The organism is Vibrio sp. 10N.261.51.A4, from assembly GCF_041471945.1.
Lineage (GTDB): Bacteria > Pseudomonadota > Gammaproteobacteria > Enterobacterales > Vibrionaceae > Vibrio > Vibrio crassostreae_C.
On record NZ_JBFRPJ010000004.1, the window covers coordinates 12,960 to 34,480 of the forward strand.

Genomic DNA, 21,521 nt, shown 5'->3' on the forward strand with positions numbered 1-21,521 from the left:
GTAGTATCGCGGATTTTTTTGACGAACCTCACATTTCCAATGCAAGTGTGGGAGAAATACATAGGCTCGAAAGAGCCAAATATAGCGAAGAAATAATGTCCAACTTGACGCAAGTCGCCAACGAAAACATCAACGCAGAATCTACTTCTATCGATTTCAATAAAGCTCAATCTTTGGGTGAAAAACTGGAACTCGGAAACCCAGTCTTTTGGCTTAGTGGCAGTTTTTTAACCCTCTTTGTCATCCTAGCCTTCACCAACACCTCCGTGTTGTCCGAACTTGTAAACATCGGCTTTAGTTATTCAACTAAATGGTTCGGTGCTTTCTGGCAAGTCCTACTACTTCTCAACTTCATTATCGGTTTAGTGCTTGCACTAGGTCGCACTGGCCACGTTCGCTTAGGAACGCTTGCCCTACCTGAAATGACCACCTTTAAATGGATGTCTATCGTCCTATGTACGCTGCTAGCCGGCGGTGGGGTGTTCTGGGCAGCCGCAGAGCCTATTGCTCACTTTGTTTCAGCTCCGCCACTGTATGGCAACGCAGATCCTCAAGCGATGGCGTTCAATGCTCTATCACAATCTTTCATGCACTGGGGTTTCCTTGCATGGGCAATCTTAGGTGGTTTGTCTTCCATCGTGTTAATGCACTTGCATTACGACAAAGGCCTTCCTCTTAAGCCTCGCACGCTGCTTTACCCAGTACTTGGCGACAAAGCGATTAACAGCTGGGTTGGTAACGTAGTCGACGCATGCAGCATCGTGGCTGTAGCCGCAGGTACTATCGGCCCTATCGGCTTCCTTGGCCTACAAATCAGCTACGCGCTAAGCGAACTGTTTGGTATTTCCGACAGCTTTGCTACACAAAGTGTCGTTATTATCTTTGCTATCGCAATGTACACGCTTTCTGCTTTGAGCGGCGTGAACAAAGGTATCCAACTGGTAAGCCGTTACAACATCATCTTGTCTGTGTGTCTAATCGGCTACATCCTTCTTGTTGGCCCAACGAGCTTCATCGTTGATGGCTACCTGCAAGGTATGGGCGAAATGGTTGATAACTTCATCCCAATGGCGCTATACCGCCAAGATACAGCGTGGCTAGGTGGTTGGACGGTATTCTTCTGGGGTTGGTTCTTAGGTTATGGCCCAATGATGGCTATCTTCATTGCTCGCATCTCACGTGGCCGTACTATTCGCCAAATGATCGTTTCTATCAGCATCGTTGCACCGCTTGTAACGTGTTTCTGGTTCAGCATCGTTGGTGGTAGCGGTTTAGCGTTTGAATTAGAGAACCCAGGTGTGATCTCTAGTGCATTCGAAGGCTTTAACCTTCCTGCTGTGCTACTGGCCATTACCGCTCAACTGCCGTTCCCGACTTTGATTGCAATTCTGTTCCTGATCCTGACGACCACGTTCATCGTGACAACAGGTGACTCAATGACTTACACAATCAGTGTGGTAATGACGGGTACGACAGAGCCAAACGCAGCGGTACGTACCTTCTGGGGTATCATCATGGGTGCGGTAGCGATCACACTTATCTCGATGGGTTCAGGCGGCATCTCCGCTCTACAGTCGTTCATTGTAATCACAGCGGTTCCGGTATCGTTTATCTTGCTCCCGTGTCTATGGCACGCGCCGAAGATCGCGAAGCAGATGGCAAGAGATCAAGGTATCGCTTAATACCTGACCCGATTTAGTTTCGGGTAGCGTAGAACACTAAAAAGCCACTCAAGTGATTCACCTGAGTGGCTTTGTTTTATCTGTTCGTTACTTCTATCTACGAAGCTTATTTCAATCGATAGTTCGGCTTATTGAAACTTTTCACCCGCAGCAACCATAAACGACATCTCAACCAGTAGCTCAGGATTAGCAAGTTCTGCTTTCACGCATGCACGGCTTGGCGCGCAGCCTTCAGGGAACCACGCTTCCCAAACTTCATTGAGTGCATCAAAGTTAGCGAAATCCGTGAGATAAATAGTCACTGACAATACGCGAGATTTGTCGCTGTCTACCAAACTCATCATTTCTTCGGCTTGTTCGAAGATTTGCTGAACCTGACTCTTAATTCCTGCTGTTGTATCCGTCTCTGCCACTTCCACAAAGCTTGCAATACCGTTAAAAACAGTTACATCAGACCAACGTTTGGTCGGGTTAATTCTATGAATTTTCACTGGTTATACTCTTCTTATAATTAGGGTGAACATCAGCGTAATCTAATCCAAATCATGAATATTGAAAACAAAAATTAGAAAGCTCGCGTTACCTTTTGAACAGCACTATCGCCTACCCATTGCTTTGGTTCTCAACATCACTAGCCTTTGAGTTCCTATCGAGACAATAAGTCGCTACCTATTAAGTTTTTAGATAAATATATTAATTATTATTCTCAATGCGAAATTTAATCTGAGCTATTGCGGTCATATTCAGGGAGTTTATTAAATTGAGTACTTTTATGCATGTTCAAACCTATGATTTAAAACAGAGTAATGTGGGATATAACCTAGGCGTGATTGGCGTAGCGTTGGTGTTAGCTTGGATTGGTATTTACAAGTTTACGCCAACCGAAGCAATGCTTATCGAGCCTTTAATCGCAAACCATCCTGCAATGAACTGGCTTTACAATCTGTTCTCAGTCCAAGCTGTGTCTAACATGGTGGGTGGCGCGGAGATCATTGTCGCGATTGGACTGATCGTTGGATTTAAGAAACCGACAGTTGCCTTCTACTCAGGCATTGCTGCAGCGGCCATCTTTGTTGTGACACTCAGCTTCCTGATTACAACGCCAAACGCTTGGAAAGTATCGGATGGCATCTTAGTCACTAACTTCTTCCTAGTGAAAGATATCCTGTTTTTGGCTATCGCGATTAGCGTAATCGAACATAACAAACCTCAGAAGTAACCGTAAATCTAGAAGTGGCCAAACCTAGAAGTAACCTTAAACCTTTAAATAAAAAGACTCGAAGCTGGCTAGAAGGACGCTGCCAGCTTCTAATGTATAAGGCACTGATAGTCACCTAGTCAGCTAAAACCTTACGATAAAAATTAGCATCTTGATGTTCTCCTTTAAACACCGCGTAGCTCTCAACATACTCGACCAATTCAAAACCGGTATTGGATAAGATTTTGTTGGAACCGATATTGCCCACTAACGCATAGGCATCAACATATTTAAGGTTGGTCTGTTCCTCCAAATAGAGTAGAAACTGCTTTACTGCGTTAGACGCAATGCCTTTTGAAGCAAAGGAACGACCTACTCGATACCCTAGCTCTCCACTATGGGCGATCTGGTCGATATCGCGGATGTTGATTCTTCCACAGACAGTGCCATTGGCATCTTTGATCAACATAGGAATCATCTCACCATTCTCGTATTCAGTTAGAAAGCTGGTGATTTGCTCGGTCACACCTGCATTTGAATAGAAGCTATCACCCCTAACTGGAATAAATTGCTCAAACCACTCTCGATTTTCGACCTCAAAATCCAAAAGCGCACTCGCGTCATTCGGTTGAAGTAAGTGTAAAAATACATCCATGACAAATACTCTAATGTTTCCCTAAAAAGCCGCACCTTATGATTCATGAACCACGGCTTATTAATACGGTTACGGTAAACCTCTCAATTTCTTGGCTGGGTTACCTGCGTAGATACCTTTTTCGGTGATGTCTTTCGTTACTACACTGCCCGCGCCGATTACTGCACCTTCGCAAATGCTGACAGACAGAACCGTAGCGTTAGAACCGATCGTGACGTTGTCAGCTATCAAGGTACGCCCCCAACTTTCAGGATTAGGATCTGGCTTGCCCTCTTTGAATAAGTCGTTGGCAAACATGACTCCGTGACCAACAAAGCAGTCACTTCCAATGGTCACATACTCACAGATAAGGGTGTGAGATTGAATCTTGCTTCTCGCACCTATCACGGTGTTCTTTTGAATCTCAACAAAGGGGCCAACGAACACATCATCTTTAAGCTCACAGCCATAAACGTTACTTGGCTCGATGATAGTGACATTCTCGCCACAGGTAATATCAGTAATCTGTGACTTTAATACTCTTGGACTTGCCATACTTCACTTCCTCTCGACATTAGCGTCACAATTCAACCTAAGAGATTGTGCCGTAAGCATTAAAGTGCAGCAAATAGATATGTTGAGAGTTGGCAATGGATCAGAAATTCTGCATAAATTAAAACAGTCCCACCAGCACAACTGACAACAGCACCCCACCGATAAAACTTGGGGCGTGGAATGGCTGAGCTTTAGATCTAACGTACTCTTTTTGAAGGTCTTCTTGGTAAGTTTTAACGGCGAGTTCTTTTACGTAGTTATTTTGCATAATAAGCTCCTTCTTAATCAGTAAGAGAAGCTTAAGACTTCAAGTTAGGTTGAGGTAAAGCAAAAAATCAGATTAATTGAACACTTTATTTTTGTTACTCGAGGATTACCCTGAACACATCGTTATTCACGCCGCCAACATCTACTAACTCTCCCGGTTTCATTAGAAGCGAGGTGTTAAGCTGTCGTGTTGAACGTGGCTCTTTTGTTTCTCGAATCACTAACATATCGACAAAATAGCCAGAGTCTTTCTTTGATATTGAGCCCGAAAACGTAACGCTTTCAACCCTATCGGCAAGGACTGAATTGAATGTTTTATCCTCTAAAACACCTGCGGCGATGGATGTATCACCATAAAATAGCGTGATGGTTGTTGGGTCGGGTACCAACTCTTGATTGGACGAACACCCTATTAGGGTAAGGCATAGCAGTAAAATGGCTCGAAATTGCATAAACTGGTTTTCTTTATTACGTTAAGCGTCCGTTTTTCATATTAAAACACTTCAACCTTATAAATACCATGTTTACGGGATAAGCTTAGGTGTGTCACTTCGATGGACTTGAGTAATGAAGTGAACGGATCAGATCTCGGCCTGTTGAGTTTGCTCCCTATTTGGAAGCTAAACCGAGATCTGATCGATATTATCGAGAAGGGTTCAATTGATTTATGCAACAACGTCTTGTGGAGGTGTCCCTTCACAGTTAGAAACGACAGCATCAATTTGTACTAAAGCATTCATTGGGATTTCTGAAACCCCTACTACCGTTCTTGCAGGCAGCTCAGCATTAAAGAATGTGGTGTAGACTTCGTTTACCACATCAATATCTGAAATATCCTTAAGTTGAATATTAATTTTCACCGTATCGTCCATGCTATGGTCAACGCTTTCAATTATCGCCTTAATATTGTTTAAACATTGTTCCGCTTGTTCTTTTACCCCGCCAGCAACGATTTCATTTGTTTTCGGATCTAAAGGTAATTGGGCTGAAATATGATTGTAGTGAGAGAAAGCAACAGTATGCGAATAAGGCATGAATGGTGCAGAAACAGTATTATTGGTTTCAATAACCAGTAAGCGAGTGTCTTCTGGTAATTGCGGCGGTGTACCGTCGCCATGTGAAATGGATGTATCAATTTGAATTAAAGCACCCATTGGTAATTCAGCTGCGTTAACAACAGTACGAGCAGGAACGTAGCTTGGGAAGAATTTAGCACATACTTCATTTACCACTTCCGCATCTGCGATATTTTTTAGGTAGATAGTCGTTTTAACCACATCATTCATGACATGACCGATACTTTCTAGAATAGCTTTGATGTTTGATAGACATTGTGCTGTTTGCGCTTCGATACCACCATCAACCAACTCACCTGTGGCTACATCTATAGGCAACTGAGCTGAAAGATTGTTGTAGTGAGAAAAGGCAGCAGTCTGCGTGGACACAGTACTTTGAGGTGCATTATCCGTATTTCTTGATACCTTAATTAGAGCGCAAGGTGCTTGTGGTTTAGTGCCTTCACCGTTAGAAATGAGAGCATCCATTTGAACCAGCGCATCGCTGCTTGGCAGTGCAGTGACACCCACGACAGTGCGTGTTGGAAGGCTGTTGTGGAAGAAGTTTTTGTAAACTTCATCAATAGCATCGATATCAGAAATATTCTTAACGAAAACATTAATCTTCACGACATCATCCATAACATGGTCGATGCTTTCAACAATCGCTTTAATATTATTCAAACATTGTGCTGCTTGATCTTTAATATCACCGATGACTATTTCACCCGTTTTAGGGTCAATCGGAAGTTGAGCAGAAAAGTTATTATAATGAGAAAAAGCGACCGTTTGTGTAGATACAGAATTAATTGGTGCGTTTTCAGTGTTTCTTGAAATTTTAATGATATCGCTACTCATCGGTATTATCCTTTAAATAAAATAGGTATACGTATTTATATTTAACAATCGTATTTGGAAGAATGATTAAAGTAGCGCCATGTTAAGTGAATTATTTTAGGGTAAACGTGATATCCATCAGACTCTCAGTTGACTATAAATCAGCAAGTTACAGAATAATTAGTCATCAAACGACTAATTATCCGTCGTACTAGGCTTTATCAACTGCTAAATTATCTTTAATTTTAAGTCTATTCAATAATCCTGAATACTCTCTCTGATAGTACGGTGAGTAATTCCAGAATTTTAGATAATATTTGATAGGTTGTTCACACTAAAACTTCGTTAATAGCTAAGTTAGTGAGTTTCTCCCCTATACCTGTGCATAAACTCTTAGGCTATTTAATTAATTATTTTCGAGAGCTTATTTTATATAAGTACGTTAATAATATATTCGAGAATCAAATACCTACAATCTGACAATGCCTATGATTAGATACATTTACTCATATAATTCAACAAATATGAGCAATCGTCACCATAGCTTTTGGCATTATAGCTCTCAACACATAGTTTCGTTGAAAGAAGAACTAAACCGCTCTTGGAGTAGTATTGAAGTGGCGCTTAAATTCGCGGCTAAATTGAGATGGGCTGGAGTAACCGACTCGACGTGCAGCATCACTAATACGAAGGCCTTCTAGTTGAATCAGCTCTTTGGCTTTATTAAGTCTAACCTTTTTCAAGTATTGAAGAGGTGATTCAAAGGTGACATTACGGAATGCATTGTGGAAGGCAGACACGCTCATGTTGGCTTCGTCAGCAAGCGATTGAACGGTAATGGTTTGGTCGTACTCTTCATGCACTTTAGACAGCGCTTTGGCAACACGTGCGTAATGGCCATCATGATGAGCTAAATCAAACAGCACACGCCCTTCTGAACCGGTTAATGCGCGGTAGACAATCTCCGTTACCATGGCATCGCCCAATATGTTGGCCTCAATGTCGCAATGCAGCGTTTTCACCAATCGGGTAAAGCTCTCTAGCATTTGCTCTTCCATTGGCGTCGATTCTAAGCCACTCGAGTTCTGTTTGTGCTTGTTGCAGTAGCTCTCTAAGAAGCCTTGATCTTCGAGCTTTTTGACTAAGCTATGCAAGCGTTGAGAATCAATGCTAATCGACAAGCCAAGCAATGGTTCACCATTAACAGGCAAGGCTTCGCACTCTAACGGCATTGGCACACCCACCACAAGATAATCACCTGCAGCGTAAGTCACTGGCCTTTCGCCAATGTAGATGTTCTTTTTACCCTGTCCGAGCATGATAATGCCAGACTGGTAAGTAAATGGCTGACGCTGATTCCCTCCACTGCTTCTATACAACCACACGCCGCTAATTTCAGTTTCTCTGATCCCTTCGAGATCATCCCAACCTTTGTGTTCTACATATGACTGTAACAACTGAGCGAGTGTTTTCATAAGTGGCGACTTTCCATTCCAAGTGCTAAGAGTAAGTAAGCTAAAGCAGAGGAAGAATATCAAGTTTGTAGAAATAGGCAATTTATTTGGAGGAACAGCTCTTCATTGACCTAGATTACTGTACTAATATGCAAATATAGAAATTGAGCAATAAACCAAAATAACAAATTTCGCTTTACACAAGGAATCTCTGATGCAATTTACTTACGTTAACCCTACTGTTATCCATTTCGGCCAAGGCCAAATCAACGCTATCAGCCAAGCGGTTGATACTTCGAAGAAAGTACTGGTCATCTATGGTGGCGGTTCAATCAAGAGCAACGGTGTTTACGACCAAGTTGTAGAATCTTTGAAAGATCACTCTTGGATCGCGTTCTCTGGCGTTGAAGCAAACCCTACCAAAGAGACGCTAGACAAAGCAGTCGCTCTTGTTAAAGAAGAAAACGTAGAATTCATTATCGCTGTTGGCGGTGGTTCAGTAATCGACGGCTCTAAGTACGTTGCTGCAGCGGCTAAATATGACGGCGACGGTTGGGACATCCTAACGGGCAAACACCAAGTAACTGAAGCGACGCCAATCGGTGCGGTACTGACACTTCCTGCGACAGGTTCTGAATCTAACATGGGTGCGGTAATCACGCGTAAAGCAACTCAAGAAAAACTGGCATTCATGAACCCTGCGGTGCAGCCTAAGTTTGCAGTAATGGACCCAGATGTAATGAAGTCTCTACCTGAGCGCCAATTGATCAACGGTTTAGTTGATGCGTGGGTACACGTGTGTGAGCAATACATCACGATGCCAACAGACGCGATGGTTCAAGACGGTTACGCGGAAACACTGCTTAAGAACCTACTTGTACTGGGTAAGCAATACGACGAGCGTGACAACGACGCATGGCGTGCAAACCTAATGTGGACAGCAAACCAAGCGCTTAACGGCCTAATTGGTACGGGTGTTCCTCAAGATTGGGCAACTCACATGATTGGCCACGAATTCACAGCACTATGGCACGTAGACCACGCACGTTCGCTTGCGATTGTTCAACCTTCACTACTTCGTAACCAAATCGAAGCAAAACGTGGCAAGCTAGAGCAAATGGGTCGTAACGTATTTGGCCTAGAAGCGGGTGCTGATTTAGCAGAACGCACAATCGCTGCAATCGAAGCGTTCTACCACAGCCTAGACGTAGCAACCATGTTTGACGGCTACGAAACAAACAAAGCAACGGCGATTGACAATGTTGTCGCTCAACTTGAATCACACGGCTACCTACAACTTGGTGAGAATCAAGCAATCACGCCAGAGAAAACACGTGAGATTCTAGAGTCTGCGATTCACTAAGAATCGGGAAAATAGAGAGAAAGTAAAGATAGTGGTCATACAACGATGAATTTTCACATCTGACTGAACCCATTACTTTTTTCTTTCGTACAACAGAAGCAGCGTTCATTTTGAGCGCTGCTTTTTAATTTGCCCTACAAGATGCTATTAAATTCTCATAAGTCCCTAATTTTATGTGCAATCATATTTCTATATTGTTAAGGTAAACCTGTCTCTTTACTAGGTATGAACAACGATTTGAACAATCTCAAGGAAATGGTTAAGTTTAAGTCACTTAACAAGTGGTATGGTGATTTTCATGCCCTAAAGGGTATCGATTTAAATATTGAACAAGGAGAGATAGTGGTGATTTGCGGGCCGTCTGGTTCGGGTAAATCAACCTTGATCCGTTGCATCAATCAGCTAGAACCTTTCGAAAGTGGCGAACTTTCCGTGCTAGAACAAGTACTCCCGAATAAGTTCAACACACCGGGCCAAGTCGGAATGGTGTTTCAGCACTTTCATTTATTCCCCCATCTTACCGTGCTTGAGAACCTTACTCTTTCTCCAATTCGTACGCTTAAAAAAAGCAAACAAGAAGCCGAAAAGATAGCAATGCACTATCTCGAGCGTGTGCACATTGCAGAACAAGCCAACAAATACCCAGTGCAACTTTCTGGCGGCCAGCAACAACGTGTGGCTATCGCCCGTTCTCTGTGTATGAAGCCGGAATTACTCTTGTTCGATGAACCCACTTCAGCGCTTGATCCGGAGATGATCAACGAAGTACTCGATGTGATGGTTGAACTGGCGAGCGAAGGCATCACCATGGTGTGTGTCACCCACGAAATGGGCTTTGCAAAACAAGTGGCCGACCGCGTTATCTTCATGGATGAAGGACAAATTGTGGAATCGAATACCCCACAAGCGCTCTTTGAAAACCCTCAACATGAACGTACTCAAGCGTTCCTAAATCAGATCCTGACTTATTGATGTTGATTCGAATTATTAAACCCGCCCTATCTGCTTTGGTACAGATTGTTGTACTGGTGGCTGCTGTTGTTTGGATTCTCGACTCTGGTGCACAAACCATGGGATACAGCTGGCAATGGGAGCGTGTGCCGGACTATATTGCTTTCTATGAAAATGGCAAATGGTGGCCTGCAGAGTTAGTTGAAGGGCTACTGGTTACCATCAATATCTCTCTGATTTCTTTGGTCGCGACACTGATCATCGGCTTAACGACGGCGCTATTGAGAAACTCAAATTCTGTAGTTGGACGCACCTTAGCCACCAGCTATGTTGAGTTAATTCGTAACACGCCGTTATTAGTACAAATTTATTTGCTCTATTTTGTGTTTGGCCCCGTGTTAGGGCTGGATCGTTTTAGCACTGCCGTTTTAGCCTTGGCACTTTTCCAAGGCGCTTACACCGCCGAAATCTTCCGTGCAGGTTTAAATGGTATTGCGAGAGGACAATTTGAAGCAGCTCAATCTTTGGGTTTATCAAAGACCTATACTTACTGGGATGTGATTCTTCCTCAGGTGGTGCAACGCACCTTGCCACCTTTGACTAACGAAGTGATCTCTCTTATCAAAAACTCTTCGATTGTGAGTGTCATGGCTATCTTTGACCTAACAACCGAAGCCAGAAACATCGTTTCTGAAACCGCGATGCCATTTGAGATTTGGTTCTCTGTGGCGAGCATTTATCTTGCACTTACACTTTCACTTTCTGCCGTTGCAGCTTGGCTTGAGCATAAGCTCGGAGCTAACTGGCGAACACAATAAGGATTTATCAGCATGAAGCTATTTAAAACCGCAATTACAGCCCTACTTGCGCTTGCCGTCAGTTTGCCTGCACTTGCTTCTGAAACGCCTAACCTAGACAAAATCAACGAACGTGGCTCTATACGCGTTGGTATGTCGACGTTTGTTCCTTGGGCGATGCGTAACAAACAAGGCGATCTTGTTGGCTTTGAAATCGATGTGGCAAAACGCCTTGCCGAAGATTCAGGTTGGAAAGTCGAATTTGTACCTACGGCATGGGACGGCATTATCCCTTCTCTATTATCGAAGAAGTTTGATGTGATCATCGGCGGTATGTCTATTACTGAAGCTCGCGCTAAAAGCGTGCTGTTCACTGAACCATACTCTCACTCTGGTGTTCAACTGGCGGCTAATAAAGAGCTAGCGGAAGGTTTTACTCAAATCTCTGATTTTGATTCTCGCCGCGTGAAAATTGCTGCTCGTCGTGGTGCGTTCACAGTTCAAGTGGCTCGTGAAACCTTCCCTAAAGCGAAAGTTCTACAGTTCGATGACGATGCTCAAGCATTCCAAGAAGTGTTAAACGGCAACGCGCACGCAGTTATCGCGTCTAGCCCGAAACCAGAACATGAAGCGATCAAAAACGCAGACACGCTATTTATTCCATTTGAAGAGCGTCTATCCAAAGGTAATGAAGCATTTGCAGTTCGCCTAGGTGAAACTGACAAGGCAGAATTCTTCAACGAGTGGATCAAAGCACGTACTGAAGACGGTTGGTTGAAAGAGCGCTACGAGTACTGGTTCTCAACTCTAGATTGGCAAGACCAGATTGCTCAAGGTCAGTAATCAGAACTGTTGCTAGTGAATCAAGGCAGTGCATTGTTTGCGCTGCCTTGTTTAAAACAACGAGATAGCTATAACCTCATAGCCACCTCTCACAACACATCAATTATTATCGTTTAAACAGGAATGACGTGAGTAGTACTAGCGCATTAACAACACCTAAGCCCAACGTTCATATGAAGCCTTGGTATCAACGCCTTAACCTTTTAGATGGCGTGTTACTCGCTGTCATTTGTGTGTTTACAGGCTGGCTTTATTATCGTTCCGCTGTTGGTATTAACTACCAGTGGCGCTGGGAAGATGCGTTTACCCTGATTTTCATTCCGCCTTCTCAAGGCAATACCCCTTACTTTTTCCAAGGCTTGATCGCGACACTACGCTTGAGTGTTTGGAGCATGGTTTTAGCACTCTCTTTTGGCACATTACTTGGCGTTGCTAGGCACTCTAAAATTGCTTTCTTTCGTACGCCTGCACTGATTTTTATCCAACTGGTTCGAAATATTCCACCACTGGTTTTTGTCTTCATATTCTATTTCTTCGTTTCTAACCAACTGATTCCATTACTTGGTTTAGAAAGTATCTTACGTGAACACAACGGCGAGATTAACGCTGTTCAAGCCTTTCTGTTTGGTCCTGCTAACCTTTGGGAAAACTTGGCGTCTGGTGTTATCTGTATTGGTTTGCTCTCTTCGGCTTACATCGCAGAAGTGATTCGATCTGGCTTAGAAAGTATTCCTAAAGGGCAATGGGAAGCGGCCGATTCACTCGGCTTATCGGCGTTGTCTAAGTATCGATTTGTGGTTGGCCCGCAAGTATTAACGGCCATCACACCGCCTTTAGCAGGTCAGGCAATTTCTCTAGTAAAAGATACCTCGATTGTATCCCTGATTTCGATTCAAGAGATGACATTTGTTGGCACTGAAATGGCGAACTCTTCCGGTTTGATCTTCGAGATCTGGCTGATTGTTGGTGCGGTTTACTTCGCGTTATGTTTCACCCTTTCACGTATTTTCAAAGTCATTGAACAACGCTCGAGTGTTTACCTTAACCGCTAGTGTCATTGTTTATTTAGACGTGTATTCAAGCGTCTGTTAGATGTCAACATAGCCACCTTAGTCATAATATTCATCCACTTACCCTGATTGGTTTAACTCATTGACCAATCAGGATTAATTGCTTGAAAACTCTCTACTGAAACACAGCAAACCCATCATTTAGTCACTATACTTGAAGTATCAAATTCCATTGGATCTTCTCAAGGACTTCACTCAGCATGGACAATCATAAAGAAAGAGCTTTTTACGCCGTTGTTGGCGCATTGGTTGGAGACGCCGCTTCAATGGGGCTGCACTGGCTGTATGACCAAGAGAGGATCTTACACGTAGCGGGTTTTGAGCCAGAATTTCGCTCACCGAATCAGTTCGATTATCAAGACAAGGGCTACTTTGCGCACCAAGGAAAAACCGCAGGCGAGCAATCGCAATATGGTGCTCAGCTATTAGCGATGGTCGATAGCTTAGTCGACAACCAAAAATACGATGAAGCGAGCTACATCAAGCACTTCCGCTTCTGGTTTGATTTTGGTGGTAGTTGGAAAGGCTACATTGATAAAGCGACTCGTATGAGCTTGTTGAACATCCATCAATTAGAATTGGCAAACGCTCCGATTACAGCGTGTGGTGCGGATGATACACAGCTCCCCACAGTCTCAAAGATCATTCCATTAATCGCATGTACTTATACTTCTCACACCTTACCAGCTATGGTAGAGAGTGCGGTACGAGTGACCAACAACAACGACAAAGCCGTGGAATGGGCACAAGCCATCACCTTATTGGTTCAAGCGGCAATTCAAGGCAACTCTCCACTGCAATCGGTAGAAATGGTGCGACAAACTTGTAGCAAGTTCATACACGATCAAATCGACGAAGCACTGGCTGATCCTGAGCTTTCGATTACAGATGCCGCGAAGAAGTTTGGATTGCATTGTGAACTGAGTGCCGCGTTCCCCTTGCTGATTCGCATTATTGCAGGTGCTCAGAGTTATCAACAAGGCATTCGCGACAACATCTTATGTGGTGGTGACAGCTGCGGTCGTGCGATTGTAATTGGCGCGGTATTAGCGGCGTGTTTCTACGAAGGAGATGGCGAAATTCCAACCGAATGGCTAAAACAAGTCGAACTCAATGGTGGCGTGCTGTCTTTGCCTATTGAGTGATTTCCACAACAACGAACTAGAGCCTGACATAAGACAAGCACACTTCTAGGTCGGATGTCGTTCCTATAAAGTTGGAACACACTGCGATAACTCATTCTTCAGCCAAACAACAAACGGGCTTTCTGGCTCTTCATGGTTGCTATCTTGCGTGAGCAATATGTACTGGTGACCAGAAGGTACGAAGCCAAACGGCGCGATCAAGTTACCTCTTTCAAGATCGTCGGCGACAAGTGGATAAGACCCAAGCGCTATGCCTAACCCATCGACAGCCGCCTGAAAGCAAAAGTAGAAGTGTGCAAATGTTTGGTTCGCTCGAGCTTTTGACCACTCTCCACCATTAACTTTATCTATAGTGATAGCACCCCAATGACTCCAAGCACCTGGCCGTGTACTGCTGTGCAGTAATTTCACATCATCTAAGTTATCTTTTACCTGCTGCCAATAACCCGGGGAACACACAGGGCCTACCCACTCTTCAACTAGTGGTATCTGTTCGTAACGCTCGGTTAATTTAAAGTCATCTCGGCGAATCGCCATATCGAGCCCTGTCGCATTCAAGTTCACAGGCCCACCAGCAGTCGACAATCGAACATCAATTCCGGATTCGTTATAGAAATCACCGAGTCGAGGCATTAACCAACGCATGGTCAATGTGGGTTCGCATGAAACTTCCAACGCTTGATGATTTAGCTGATTAAGCTTATGGACTCCAGTCTCCAAGGCTTGGAACGCTTGCTCTGTGTAACCTTTGAGTAATTCCCCTTCTTTGGTGAGACACACATTCCTGCCCTGTTTGTAGAACAAAACTTGGGATAAGTGATTTTCCAATACCTTGATCTGCTTACTCACCGCGCCATGTGTGATATTGAGTTTATCCGCCGCTTCACTGTAACTACTCGAATGCGCTGCTACGTGGAAAATATGAAATGCTTTCAAATGTCTCATGTGTGATTTTTTCTCACAGATAGGTAGAATTCATTTCGATTATAGGCAGCAATAAAAAACCATACAATGCTGGCTCATCAAATATAAAGAGTTGGAGTCATTATGGAGTGGTTAAGCCTAGCAGTATTGGGACTATTGATTGTTATCAGCCCAGGCGCTGATTTCGTTTTAGTTTTGAAAAACAGTGTCAATCAAGGAAGACAAGCAGGGATTTGGACTGCAATCGGTGTGAGTTTAGCGATTTGTGTTCACATCAGTTATTCAATGCTTGGGATCAGTTACTTAATCTCACAGAATGAGCAGCTGTTTGACATGATTAGATACGCAGGTGCAACCTACCTTATTTATCTAGGGCTAAAAGGTATCCTGAGCGCAAACAACAAACTTGCACCGATGGAAGATACGAAGCAAAGCACCAGTGTTTGGCGCTATTTAGCCCAGGGCTTTTTGTGTAACGTGCTCAACCCAAAAACCATGTTGTTCTTCTTGAGCATCTTCACTCAAGTCATCTCACCTGATGCAGAGAACCAGCATGTCGCACTCGGCTATGGACTTTATATGATTTTTCTTCACGGATTATGGTTTGGAGTTGTCGCCATGCTTTTCACTTCGAAGACGTTACAAAAGCACTTATTGAGAGCCAAGAAAAGACTCAATCAAGCGTGTGGGGTTGGCTTAGTGACGTTCGGAGCACTGTTGGCGATTAAATCGTAAACAAGCGAGTCAGAAATAGAAAGCGATTCAAACGACTGAATCGCATCTAACTGGGTCTTGGTAAAACTCTAAACAAGATTCATCGGTCTAATATCGGCACTATCAGGGAAGATAGCGTTGAGTTGTTTCACTTCTATCGATAAATGTCGGTTGAGCACACCCTTGATAACCGAACGCATATCAATCGTTGGATTAAGATCTCGGCCTTCATATAGTTGGCTTTGGCTCAAGCCCGGCCAATTGGCAATAACCTTACCACCCGCTCCTTTCAACGATGGCATCGTGCCACCTGCAACAAACATGACGTTGCCGGTGCCATGGTCGGTTCCTTTAGTGCCATTTTCTTTTGCTGTTCGACCAAATTCACTGGCCGCGATGATCACTGTCTTCTGCCAACGCTCACCTAGTGAAGCTTTGAGAGCCGCTAACCCAACATCCAAAGTTTTAAGCTGATTACTCAACCGTCCATTTACGTTGCCTTGATTGGCGTGAGTGTCCCACCCACCGAGTTCTAACGCTGCGATGTTTGGTCCGTTATCAGCCGACAATATGTCGCCTGTTTTACCCATCAATGATTTAAACTGTTTGCCGACACCTTGGTCGCCTACCAGTTGATCTATCTTCATGACACTTTCAAAGTTTGAAGACAGCATTTGGTCACTTTGAAACAACTCTTCCAGCAGTTCCGTTTGTTTATCACGTGTTTTTAAGCGGTTTGGGTACCAACTTGCCACGGTCGATTCGCCCTGCATGATGAGTGGTAAGCCCGAATCAATCGCAATTCCATCGTATTTTTCTGAGCTCAACGTGAGTAAACGGTTAATCCACCCTACGGTGTTAAACGGGTCGGAAGTACCATTCTCTAATATCTTCTGTCCATCAAAATGTGAACGCTCACGATAAGCGGTTGAACAAGCGTGTACAAAGCTGAGTTCGTTACTCTCATACCATTGATGGCACTGCTTTAGAGATGGATGAAGCCCAAAGAAATCATCCAACTTCACTAGCTGTTCAGGTTTTAATCCGATGTTGGGTCTCAAATTAGAGTAATCCGGATCGGCATGCGGCACTACAACATTTAAACCATCCATCGCGCCACGCAGTGATACCCAAATGAAGATATTGTCTGAACCTGTTTTGGCAAAGCTTGGAAATGGCAGCATCGCACTGACGCCAACAGCCGCCGCAATACCCATGAACTGGCGGCGGTTAATACTATGTGGCGCTTTATTCTGAGAACAATCTGACTTTTTCATACCCACTCCTAACGATATTGAAACTGCGGACTTAGCCACAACAGGGAAAGTTGCATTGCAGCGCTGTCGGCTTTGTTCAATACAATTTGGGTGTGTTCATCAATAGCATCGCCATATAAACCCGCGATCACTTTATCCACTACCGCTTTCGGCTTAACTCCTGACGCTTTAGCCGATTTTATTGCAGCAGACGCAAGCCTATTCGCAACTTGCATACGTTGAGTCAACGCCGAAGGGCTATTGTAGTCTCTGTCTTGATCCGACCAGCCTGCAGGTGAACCCGGTTTAAAAGGAGGCTGCCCTAAATTGTTGAGTGCATTGAATGCCTGTTTCTCGTTTAAAGAAATATCGGCACTACGAAGAACGGCAAACAGCCACTCCTTCGGCGGTCTAAAACGATTAGGGTTAGGTTTACTCGCCTCAGCACTGTTCAATAACAAGCGATAAACAGGCAGTAAATTCCCCTCGCCTCTCAGATATTCAGCAACCATTTGCTCTGAGAGTTCTTTAGGTATGTCGCCAATGAAATGCTGGCACAGCTTACCAACCAAGTACGCAGCAGTGTCTTTGTGGGTCGCTAAGGTTTTTAAACACGACTCTCCTTGCGAGACGCCGGATTGAGAATAAGCCTTTCCAAGCAGTGTGATACTTCCTGGCTCATGCAGGTTATTAGCAAATCGAAACCCAGCATCAGGAGATTTGAATTTAATGCCCCAGCCTGAAATCGCTTTTGCTAAGGCAATGACGTCTTGCTGAGTGTAAGAACCGTCAACGCCAAGAGTGTGGAGTTCTAAGATCTCACGAGCGAGGTTCTCATTGAGCCCCTTATTACGGCGCTTTCCGACTTTTGAATTGGGACCAATCGAGAGTTGATTGTCGAGATACAGAAGCATCGCAGGATGTTTAGAAGAAGCCATCAGCATCTCGCCAAAGTTACCATTCCAATGCTGGCGAACCACATCGTTTTCAATGCTGGCGGCCAAGGGCATCAGTTTTCGATTATCGACCGAGATGGCGAAGTGATTGCTCCAAAACTGAATGATGCGCTCTTGAAAACCATAAGGAGTTTCAACACTTTGTAGGTGGCGAGCTTGAGCTTGTTGTCGATACTGCGTTCGAAGAAAAGACTGCGCTTCTTTCTTCGTGGCTTGCATCTGTTGTTCGTCACCCTTGGCCTTCATTCGTTGTACACGATTCTCTCCTACTTTAATCAGAGTAGATTCAGTACTCGGTAAGTCTTGTATAGCTTGGTGAACGAATGGCTTTTTATCCAACTGTTCTACAGGAGAATAATAGGTTGTTTGACCTAGTTTTGGCCCAAAGCCAAACCTTTGTTCACCCACGATTTTTGAAGTCGGGTAATAATTCATTGCACACTCCCTTACGCTCGATCTTTTCTAAGTGTAATCGCTTAGTCATCAAGCATAGGGAGCTTTACAAGGTTTTACGTTAGATAAGTGTCAGGTGCCTATCAAGTTACCGACACGGTGTGATCATTTTGAATGAGTGTCTATTCACGCCACATATAGACAAACTGATCGTTTTGCGAGGTGATTTCGAAGCCAAACCTTAAATACAACTCCCCAACTCGATTACCTTGTAAATAACACAACTCCACAGGCTTATTGAGTTTGGCTGCTTGAGCTAAGCAATCCGTTAAAACTTGGCTGCCAATACCTTTGCCATGATATTCAGGCAGTAGAAAGAATCGGCAAAAATAGAAGTGCTCGCCTTTGTCTTGCAGCAACACACTGCCAATCGCTTTGCCCTGATACTCAATGATTTCAGGCCTTTCCTCTGCCCACTCTTCGGCGTGTATGTCTCGTTGAATTTGGTCATCCCAGCCAAAAACAACCTTGATTGGCTCATATTCAGCCGCCTTTTTTAGCTCGAACAGAAATTCATAATCTGATGACTGAGCAGCTCTTGTTGAATGCGAAAGAGCAGCTTTAACCATGTCCATATGATGTTGATTCCTGTTACTTTTCTACCGGGTTTAGTTATCAAGCTTAAGATAAGTGCATGGTGTATTCTTGATGTCCTGTGTGCTCATCAGTTTGTTCGCTCACAATAGAGAAACCTTGAGACAAGTAGAACTCAATGGTCGCTTGGTTCTCTTTATACACATTCAAAGACAGATTCGGGCATTCAAGCTTCGCGTGTTGGATAAGTTGCTTACCAACACCACAGCCTTGATGCTGTGGGCTCACAAATATCGCCGCTAAGATACCTTCATAAAGCGAATAAAAGCCACAAACCTCACCGTCTACTTGATACACGTAAGTTATTGATGCAGGAATGTATATGTCGCGCATATTACCTACTTGAGACTCCCAGAACTCAGGAGCCACAAAGTCATGCGCCTTGATCGAGGCGGTTAACCAAATATCTAAAACGACCTCAATATCAGCTGGGTTGTACTCTCTAATCATCTTAATTCTCTAAAATTATTGCGTTTTAATATGCGAATCAGTATGTCGAGAAGCGACTTAAACTTATTGAAGATTTACGACAATTATTTGAAACAATGGTTACTGCTTCTTAACGTACTTCGCCGTAACCAGCATTTCACCGCCACCATCCAGCTTGCAATCTAGTTGGTGATCTTTGCCTTCATTGATGCGTCGAATCACAGCTTTAGTACCAATTTTCAATACGCTAGAACTGCCTTTAATTTTTAGATCTTTAATGAAGGTAACTTTATCGCCACTTTCCAATACAACGCCATTCACGTCCTTAACACGCGCGGCTTCTCTTTCTAAACGCTCTTCTTCTGGGTTCCATTCGTAGGCGCACTCAGGGCAGATTAGGTTGTTTTGGTCTGGGTAAACATATTCAGATTGGCATTGCGGGCAAGGAGGTAGAGACATACGTTAATACTTAATTTAAATAGAATTTGTTCCATTTTAATGGCTCTTGTCAGGCTTAGCGAGCATAAATCTAACAAGTTTTACGGAGAGCTAATTGTCTTCAAAAAAGAGCAGCACCTAAAACGAACAAACACAGCCGCTAAGCTGTGTTTGTTTAAAGGTTTGAAAAGCGGAACGGCTTAACGTTCGACTTTTGGTGAGTAAATCGAGTAAGCGGTAATTTGCCCTGCCACGATTGCCGAGAACATGAATAACGCCGATAAACCAATACTCGGGATAGGCAAAATCGATTGTTCAAACACCGACTGGCTGGCACTCACTAATACTCGGCTACCCGGAACCAAGATGATGATCCCTTGCACGATATAAATAGAACCCGTGAGCTCCATCTTCTTGGCAATCCAAGTTCCGTACAAAGTAATAAGAACCGTCGTCACCCAAGTGCCGACAACCCAACCACTATCAAAACCTAGATAGAATGGGCCCCACATACCGAGAACGGCAACTGGCAAACCAAGTAAGATGTCTTTAGGGCGAGCATTGAACATCACACCGATAGACACAGAGATCAGCACCAAGCCAGATATGTGCATCCACATCGGTACCGCGTTGGTATAGTCGATGGAGACCGCTTGTCCCCATATCGCTTCACCGATGTTGAGCCCCATGATAATCCCAACAAACAGCTTAATCAGGGTTAAGGCGCTCTGCCCTAGCAAGCTGGTACCAGAAACCAAGTCATTAAACGCCAAACATTCTAATGCGTTAGCTATGGATAACCCGGGGACAAACAAGACAATCGAGGCGATACACAACGCCCACACCGGAATCGGCAACCCTGTGCTCGCCAGAAACGCCACGAAGATACCGGTTAGCAGTGCCGAGATGAACTCAACCGCGATAGCACGACGTGAATGAAGAACTTGCTGACATACCCACACCATCAAACCCAATAACGCAGAAAAGCCCACCGCTTCCAAAGTACTGCCCACCAGCATCAAATAAGCAGGCGGAATACCCATATTGGCAAGTGCAGTCACAAATTTTGAGTAACCGACAGGTTCTGGTACAGGCTCACTGCTTGGCTGGTTAATACGAATGATCGTATTGGCCAACAAACTCAGGTTAATTGACGCAGGCTTTAGACGCTTAAGAATAACGGCGTTGTTATCGTCTGGAAATTGATAGTTAATCGCAGTTGGCGTTGCTTGGATCATCACATCCACACCATGCTTTTTTGCATAGAATTGAGTGTATTTCTCTAGCTTGTAAGGAGCACAACCACTGCGGTGAAGAGTGTCACCAATTTCAACAATTTTGTTAATTCGGAACTGAGAAGGCATGGGAATTTTAGGGGAGACAAAATGTGCGGCAAATGTACCAAACGATAGACGGAATGACGAGACTTTTGCGTGAATTATCAACTGAACTCGTTACTTTTTTCTGCAAAGGCTTATAAGTGCCTATAACTCTAGTCATTTGGGATTAGTTTACTGAATATTTTGACAAATTAATAAGTTAAATTTATGCATTCAGATTGTTATTAACGAAATCCAAAACACGAATAAAAACCAGGTTTATGTTAACACTCCAAATTCCTTAATTTTCATGAGATTTATGACTGCCAAGCACCATTAAAACAGGTTTATAAATTAATGTAGATTTATCGCAAAAAGCAGCATGACATTTACTATTATTTCTCACCTTCCTTTTACGAGATTTTAGTCACATTTTATTCACTCTGAAAACGCCGAACATGATGGAAAAACTAGCGGAGTGGTGGTTATGCGAGCACTTAGAATAAAAATGAAAGAAAAAGGTTTCGTTTTCAGTTAGATGTGGCATTATCAAACTCGTTAAGACGATGTGCGTGCATCGTATAATG

23 protein-coding genes are annotated in these 21,521 nt (G+C 43.7%); 9 read left to right on the top strand and 14 right to left on the bottom strand.

The annotated features are described in order from the left end of the window. The first annotated feature begins 95 nt into the window (after window positions 1-95). On the top strand, window positions 96-1,682 hold the full coding sequence (locus AB4384_RS01780) for a BCCT family transporter (RefSeq protein ID WP_017062653.1): 1,587 nt from the start codon (window positions 96-98) through the stop codon (window positions 1,680-1,682). Window positions 1,683-1,810: 128 nt separating this feature from the next. On the opposite strand, the gene AB4384_RS01785 is transcribed toward AB4384_RS01780, so the two are convergent. Beyond that, window positions 1,811-2,173, bottom strand: coding sequence for a RidA family protein (locus tag AB4384_RS01785; RefSeq protein WP_017062654.1), 363 nt, complete (start codon window positions 2,171-2,173; stop codon window positions 1,811-1,813). A gap of 281 nt (window positions 2,174-2,454) precedes the next feature. Between AB4384_RS01785 and AB4384_RS01790 the strand changes: the two genes are divergently transcribed. Then, complete coding sequence (locus tag AB4384_RS01790; protein WP_372112888.1) at window positions 2,455-2,901, top strand: DUF417 family protein; 447 nt, start codon at window positions 2,455-2,457, stop codon at window positions 2,899-2,901. A 115-nt stretch (window positions 2,902-3,016) separates the two neighbouring features. Here AB4384_RS01790 and AB4384_RS01795 read toward each other — a convergent pair whose 3' ends face one another. The 6 genes from AB4384_RS01795 to AB4384_RS01820 all read right to left on the bottom strand — a co-directional run bounded on the left by AB4384_RS01795 (window position 3,017) and on the right by AB4384_RS01820 (window position 7,703). Further along, complete coding sequence (locus tag AB4384_RS01795; protein ID WP_017062656.1) at window positions 3,017-3,535, bottom strand: GNAT family N-acetyltransferase; 519 nt, start codon at window positions 3,533-3,535, stop codon at window positions 3,017-3,019. A 69-nt stretch (window positions 3,536-3,604) separates the two neighbouring features. After that, the gene (locus tag AB4384_RS01800; RefSeq protein ID WP_372128762.1) at window positions 3,605-4,069 is read right to left on the bottom strand and encodes an acyltransferase; all 465 of its coding nucleotides are present in this window, start codon (window positions 4,067-4,069) and stop codon (window positions 3,605-3,607) included. A gap of 118 nt (window positions 4,070-4,187) precedes the next feature. Continuing rightward, window positions 4,188-4,337 carry a hypothetical protein gene (locus AB4384_RS01805; RefSeq protein WP_017062658.1) on the bottom strand — a complete coding sequence of 50 codons (150 nt, stop codon included), beginning with the start codon at window positions 4,335-4,337 and terminating at the stop codon, window positions 4,188-4,190. Between the two features lie 94 nt (window positions 4,338-4,431). Then, complete coding sequence (locus AB4384_RS01810; RefSeq protein ID WP_017062659.1) at window positions 4,432-4,788, bottom strand: hypothetical protein; 357 nt, start codon at window positions 4,786-4,788, stop codon at window positions 4,432-4,434. 213 nt (window positions 4,789-5,001) lie between these two features. After that, on the bottom strand, window positions 5,002-6,249 hold the full coding sequence (locus AB4384_RS01815; protein ID WP_372128764.1) for a RidA family protein: 1,248 nt from the start codon (window positions 6,247-6,249) through the stop codon (window positions 5,002-5,004). 569 nt (window positions 6,250-6,818) lie between these two features. Next, window positions 6,819-7,703: an AraC family transcriptional regulator gene (locus AB4384_RS01820; protein ID WP_017067592.1), complete on the bottom strand. Its 885-nt coding sequence runs from the start codon at window positions 7,701-7,703 to the stop codon at window positions 6,819-6,821. A gap of 193 nt (window positions 7,704-7,896) precedes the next feature. On the opposite strand from AB4384_RS01820, the gene AB4384_RS01825 reads away from it, so the two are divergent. The 6 genes from AB4384_RS01825 to AB4384_RS01850 all read left to right on the top strand — a co-directional run bounded on the left by AB4384_RS01825 (window position 7,897) and on the right by AB4384_RS01850 (window position 13,851). Then, window positions 7,897-9,045 carry an iron-containing alcohol dehydrogenase gene (locus AB4384_RS01825; protein WP_372128765.1) on the top strand — a complete coding sequence of 383 codons (1,149 nt, stop codon included), beginning with the start codon at window positions 7,897-7,899 and terminating at the stop codon, window positions 9,043-9,045. A 225-nt stretch (window positions 9,046-9,270) separates the two neighbouring features. Further along, on the top strand, window positions 9,271-10,017 hold the full coding sequence (locus tag AB4384_RS01830; protein ID WP_102398000.1) for an amino acid ABC transporter ATP-binding protein: 747 nt from the start codon (window positions 9,271-9,273) through the stop codon (window positions 10,015-10,017). Next, window positions 10,017-10,814, top strand: a complete 798-nt coding sequence (locus AB4384_RS01835; RefSeq protein WP_102333482.1) for an amino acid ABC transporter permease — start codon at window positions 10,017-10,019, stop codon at window positions 10,812-10,814. The genes AB4384_RS01830 and AB4384_RS01835 overlap by 1 nt, the downstream gene beginning before the upstream one ends. Window positions 10,815-10,826: 12 nt before the next feature. Further along, entirely contained in the window at window positions 10,827-11,636 is an 810-nt protein-coding gene (locus AB4384_RS01840; RefSeq protein WP_102333481.1) for a transporter substrate-binding domain-containing protein, read from the top strand. Window positions 11,637-11,764: 128 nt separating this feature from the next. Then, window positions 11,765-12,688, top strand: coding sequence for an amino acid ABC transporter permease (locus AB4384_RS01845; protein ID WP_372128766.1), 924 nt, complete (start codon window positions 11,765-11,767; stop codon window positions 12,686-12,688). Between the two features lie 218 nt (window positions 12,689-12,906). Beyond that, the gene (locus AB4384_RS01850; RefSeq protein WP_137001843.1) at window positions 12,907-13,851 is read left to right on the top strand and encodes an ADP-ribosylglycohydrolase family protein; all 945 of its coding nucleotides are present in this window, start codon (window positions 12,907-12,909) and stop codon (window positions 13,849-13,851) included. Window positions 13,852-13,914: 63 nt separating this feature from the next. Here AB4384_RS01850 and AB4384_RS01855 read toward each other — a convergent pair whose 3' ends face one another. After that, window positions 13,915-14,796, bottom strand: a complete 882-nt coding sequence (locus AB4384_RS01855) for a LysR substrate-binding domain-containing protein (RefSeq protein WP_017062668.1) — start codon at window positions 14,794-14,796, stop codon at window positions 13,915-13,917. A 102-nt stretch (window positions 14,797-14,898) separates the two neighbouring features. On the opposite strand from AB4384_RS01855, the gene AB4384_RS01860 reads away from it, so the two are divergent. After that, on the top strand, window positions 14,899-15,510 hold the full coding sequence (locus tag AB4384_RS01860) for a LysE family translocator (RefSeq protein WP_065583929.1): 612 nt from the start codon (window positions 14,899-14,901) through the stop codon (window positions 15,508-15,510). Window positions 15,511-15,578: 68 nt separating this feature from the next. Here the strand turns inward: AB4384_RS01860 and AB4384_RS01865 are convergent, their stop codons facing one another. From AB4384_RS01865 to AB4384_RS01890, 6 genes are all read right to left on the bottom strand, one after another. Next, window positions 15,579-16,766: a DUF1501 domain-containing protein gene (locus AB4384_RS01865; RefSeq protein WP_372128767.1), complete on the bottom strand. Its 1,188-nt coding sequence runs from the start codon at window positions 16,764-16,766 to the stop codon at window positions 15,579-15,581. 8 nt (window positions 16,767-16,774) lie between these two features. Beyond that, window positions 16,775-18,136: a DUF1800 family protein gene (locus AB4384_RS01870; RefSeq protein WP_102320746.1), complete on the bottom strand. Its 1,362-nt coding sequence runs from the start codon at window positions 18,134-18,136 to the stop codon at window positions 16,775-16,777. Between the two features lie 140 nt (window positions 18,137-18,276). After that, on the bottom strand, window positions 18,277-18,729 hold the full coding sequence (locus AB4384_RS01875) for a GNAT family N-acetyltransferase (protein ID WP_372128768.1): 453 nt from the start codon (window positions 18,727-18,729) through the stop codon (window positions 18,277-18,279). A gap of 46 nt (window positions 18,730-18,775) precedes the next feature. Beyond that, window positions 18,776-19,198 carry an N-acetyltransferase gene (locus AB4384_RS01880; RefSeq protein WP_017067098.1) on the bottom strand — a complete coding sequence of 141 codons (423 nt, stop codon included), beginning with the start codon at window positions 19,196-19,198 and terminating at the stop codon, window positions 18,776-18,778. A 99-nt stretch (window positions 19,199-19,297) separates the two neighbouring features. Further along, on the bottom strand, window positions 19,298-19,636 hold the full coding sequence (locus AB4384_RS01885) for a zinc ribbon domain-containing protein YjdM (protein ID WP_004731484.1): 339 nt from the start codon (window positions 19,634-19,636) through the stop codon (window positions 19,298-19,300). Window positions 19,637-19,815: 179 nt separating this feature from the next. Then, entirely contained in the window at window positions 19,816-20,979 is a 1,164-nt protein-coding gene (locus AB4384_RS01890) for a threonine/serine exporter family protein (RefSeq protein ID WP_004731486.1), read from the bottom strand. Window positions 20,980-21,521: the final 542 nt, after the last annotated feature.

Bases quoted from the DNA above. Each gene is read 5' to 3' on its own strand.
- AB4384_RS01780 (WP_017062653.1), top strand. From the start codon at position 96: ATGTCCAACTTGACGCAAGTCGCCAACGAAAACATCAACGCAGAATCT.
- AB4384_RS01790 (WP_372112888.1), top strand. From the start codon at position 2,455: ATGCATGTTCAAACCTATGATTTAAAACAGAGTAATGTGGGATATAAC.
- AB4384_RS01795 (WP_017062656.1), bottom strand. From the start codon at position 3,535: ATGGATGTATTTTTACACTTACTTCAACCGAATGACGCGAGTGCGCTT.
- AB4384_RS01800 (WP_372128762.1), bottom strand. From the start codon at position 4,069: ATGGCAAGTCCAAGAGTATTAAAGTCACAGATTACTGATATTACCTGT.
- AB4384_RS01805 (WP_017062658.1), bottom strand. From the start codon at position 4,337: ATGCAAAATAACTACGTAAAAGAACTCGCCGTTAAAACTTACCAAGAA.
- AB4384_RS01810 (WP_017062659.1), bottom strand. From the start codon at position 4,788: ATGCAATTTCGAGCCATTTTACTGCTATGCCTTACCCTAATAGGGTGT.
- AB4384_RS01815 (WP_372128764.1), bottom strand. From the start codon at position 6,249: ATGAGTAGCGATATCATTAAAATTTCAAGAAACACTGAAAACGCACCA.
- AB4384_RS01820 (WP_017067592.1), bottom strand. From the start codon at position 7,703: ATGAAAACACTCGCTCAGTTGTTACAGTCATATGTAGAACACAAAGGT.
- AB4384_RS01825 (WP_372128765.1), top strand. From the start codon at position 7,897: ATGCAATTTACTTACGTTAACCCTACTGTTATCCATTTCGGCCAAGGC.
- AB4384_RS01830 (WP_102398000.1), top strand. From the start codon at position 9,271: ATGAACAACGATTTGAACAATCTCAAGGAAATGGTTAAGTTTAAGTCA.
- AB4384_RS01835 (WP_102333482.1), top strand. From the start codon at position 10,017: ATGTTGATTCGAATTATTAAACCCGCCCTATCTGCTTTGGTACAGATT.
- AB4384_RS01840 (WP_102333481.1), top strand. From the start codon at position 10,827: ATGAAGCTATTTAAAACCGCAATTACAGCCCTACTTGCGCTTGCCGTC.
- AB4384_RS01850 (WP_137001843.1), top strand. From the start codon at position 12,907: ATGGACAATCATAAAGAAAGAGCTTTTTACGCCGTTGTTGGCGCATTG.
- AB4384_RS01855 (WP_017062668.1), bottom strand. From the start codon at position 14,796: ATGAGACATTTGAAAGCATTTCATATTTTCCACGTAGCAGCGCATTCG.
- AB4384_RS01860 (WP_065583929.1), top strand. From the start codon at position 14,899: ATGGAGTGGTTAAGCCTAGCAGTATTGGGACTATTGATTGTTATCAGC.
- AB4384_RS01865 (WP_372128767.1), bottom strand. From the start codon at position 16,766: ATGAAAAAGTCAGATTGTTCTCAGAATAAAGCGCCACATAGTATTAAC.
- AB4384_RS01870 (WP_102320746.1), bottom strand. From the start codon at position 18,136: ATGAATTATTACCCGACTTCAAAAATCGTGGGTGAACAAAGGTTTGGC.
- AB4384_RS01875 (WP_372128768.1), bottom strand. From the start codon at position 18,729: ATGGACATGGTTAAAGCTGCTCTTTCGCATTCAACAAGAGCTGCTCAG.
- AB4384_RS01880 (WP_017067098.1), bottom strand. From the start codon at position 19,198: ATGATTAGAGAGTACAACCCAGCTGATATTGAGGTCGTTTTAGATATT.
- AB4384_RS01885 (WP_004731484.1), bottom strand. From the start codon at position 19,636: ATGTCTCTACCTCCTTGCCCGCAATGCCAATCTGAATATGTTTACCCA.
- AB4384_RS01890 (WP_004731486.1), bottom strand. From the start codon at position 20,979: ATGCCTTCTCAGTTCCGAATTAACAAAATTGTTGAAATTGGTGACACT.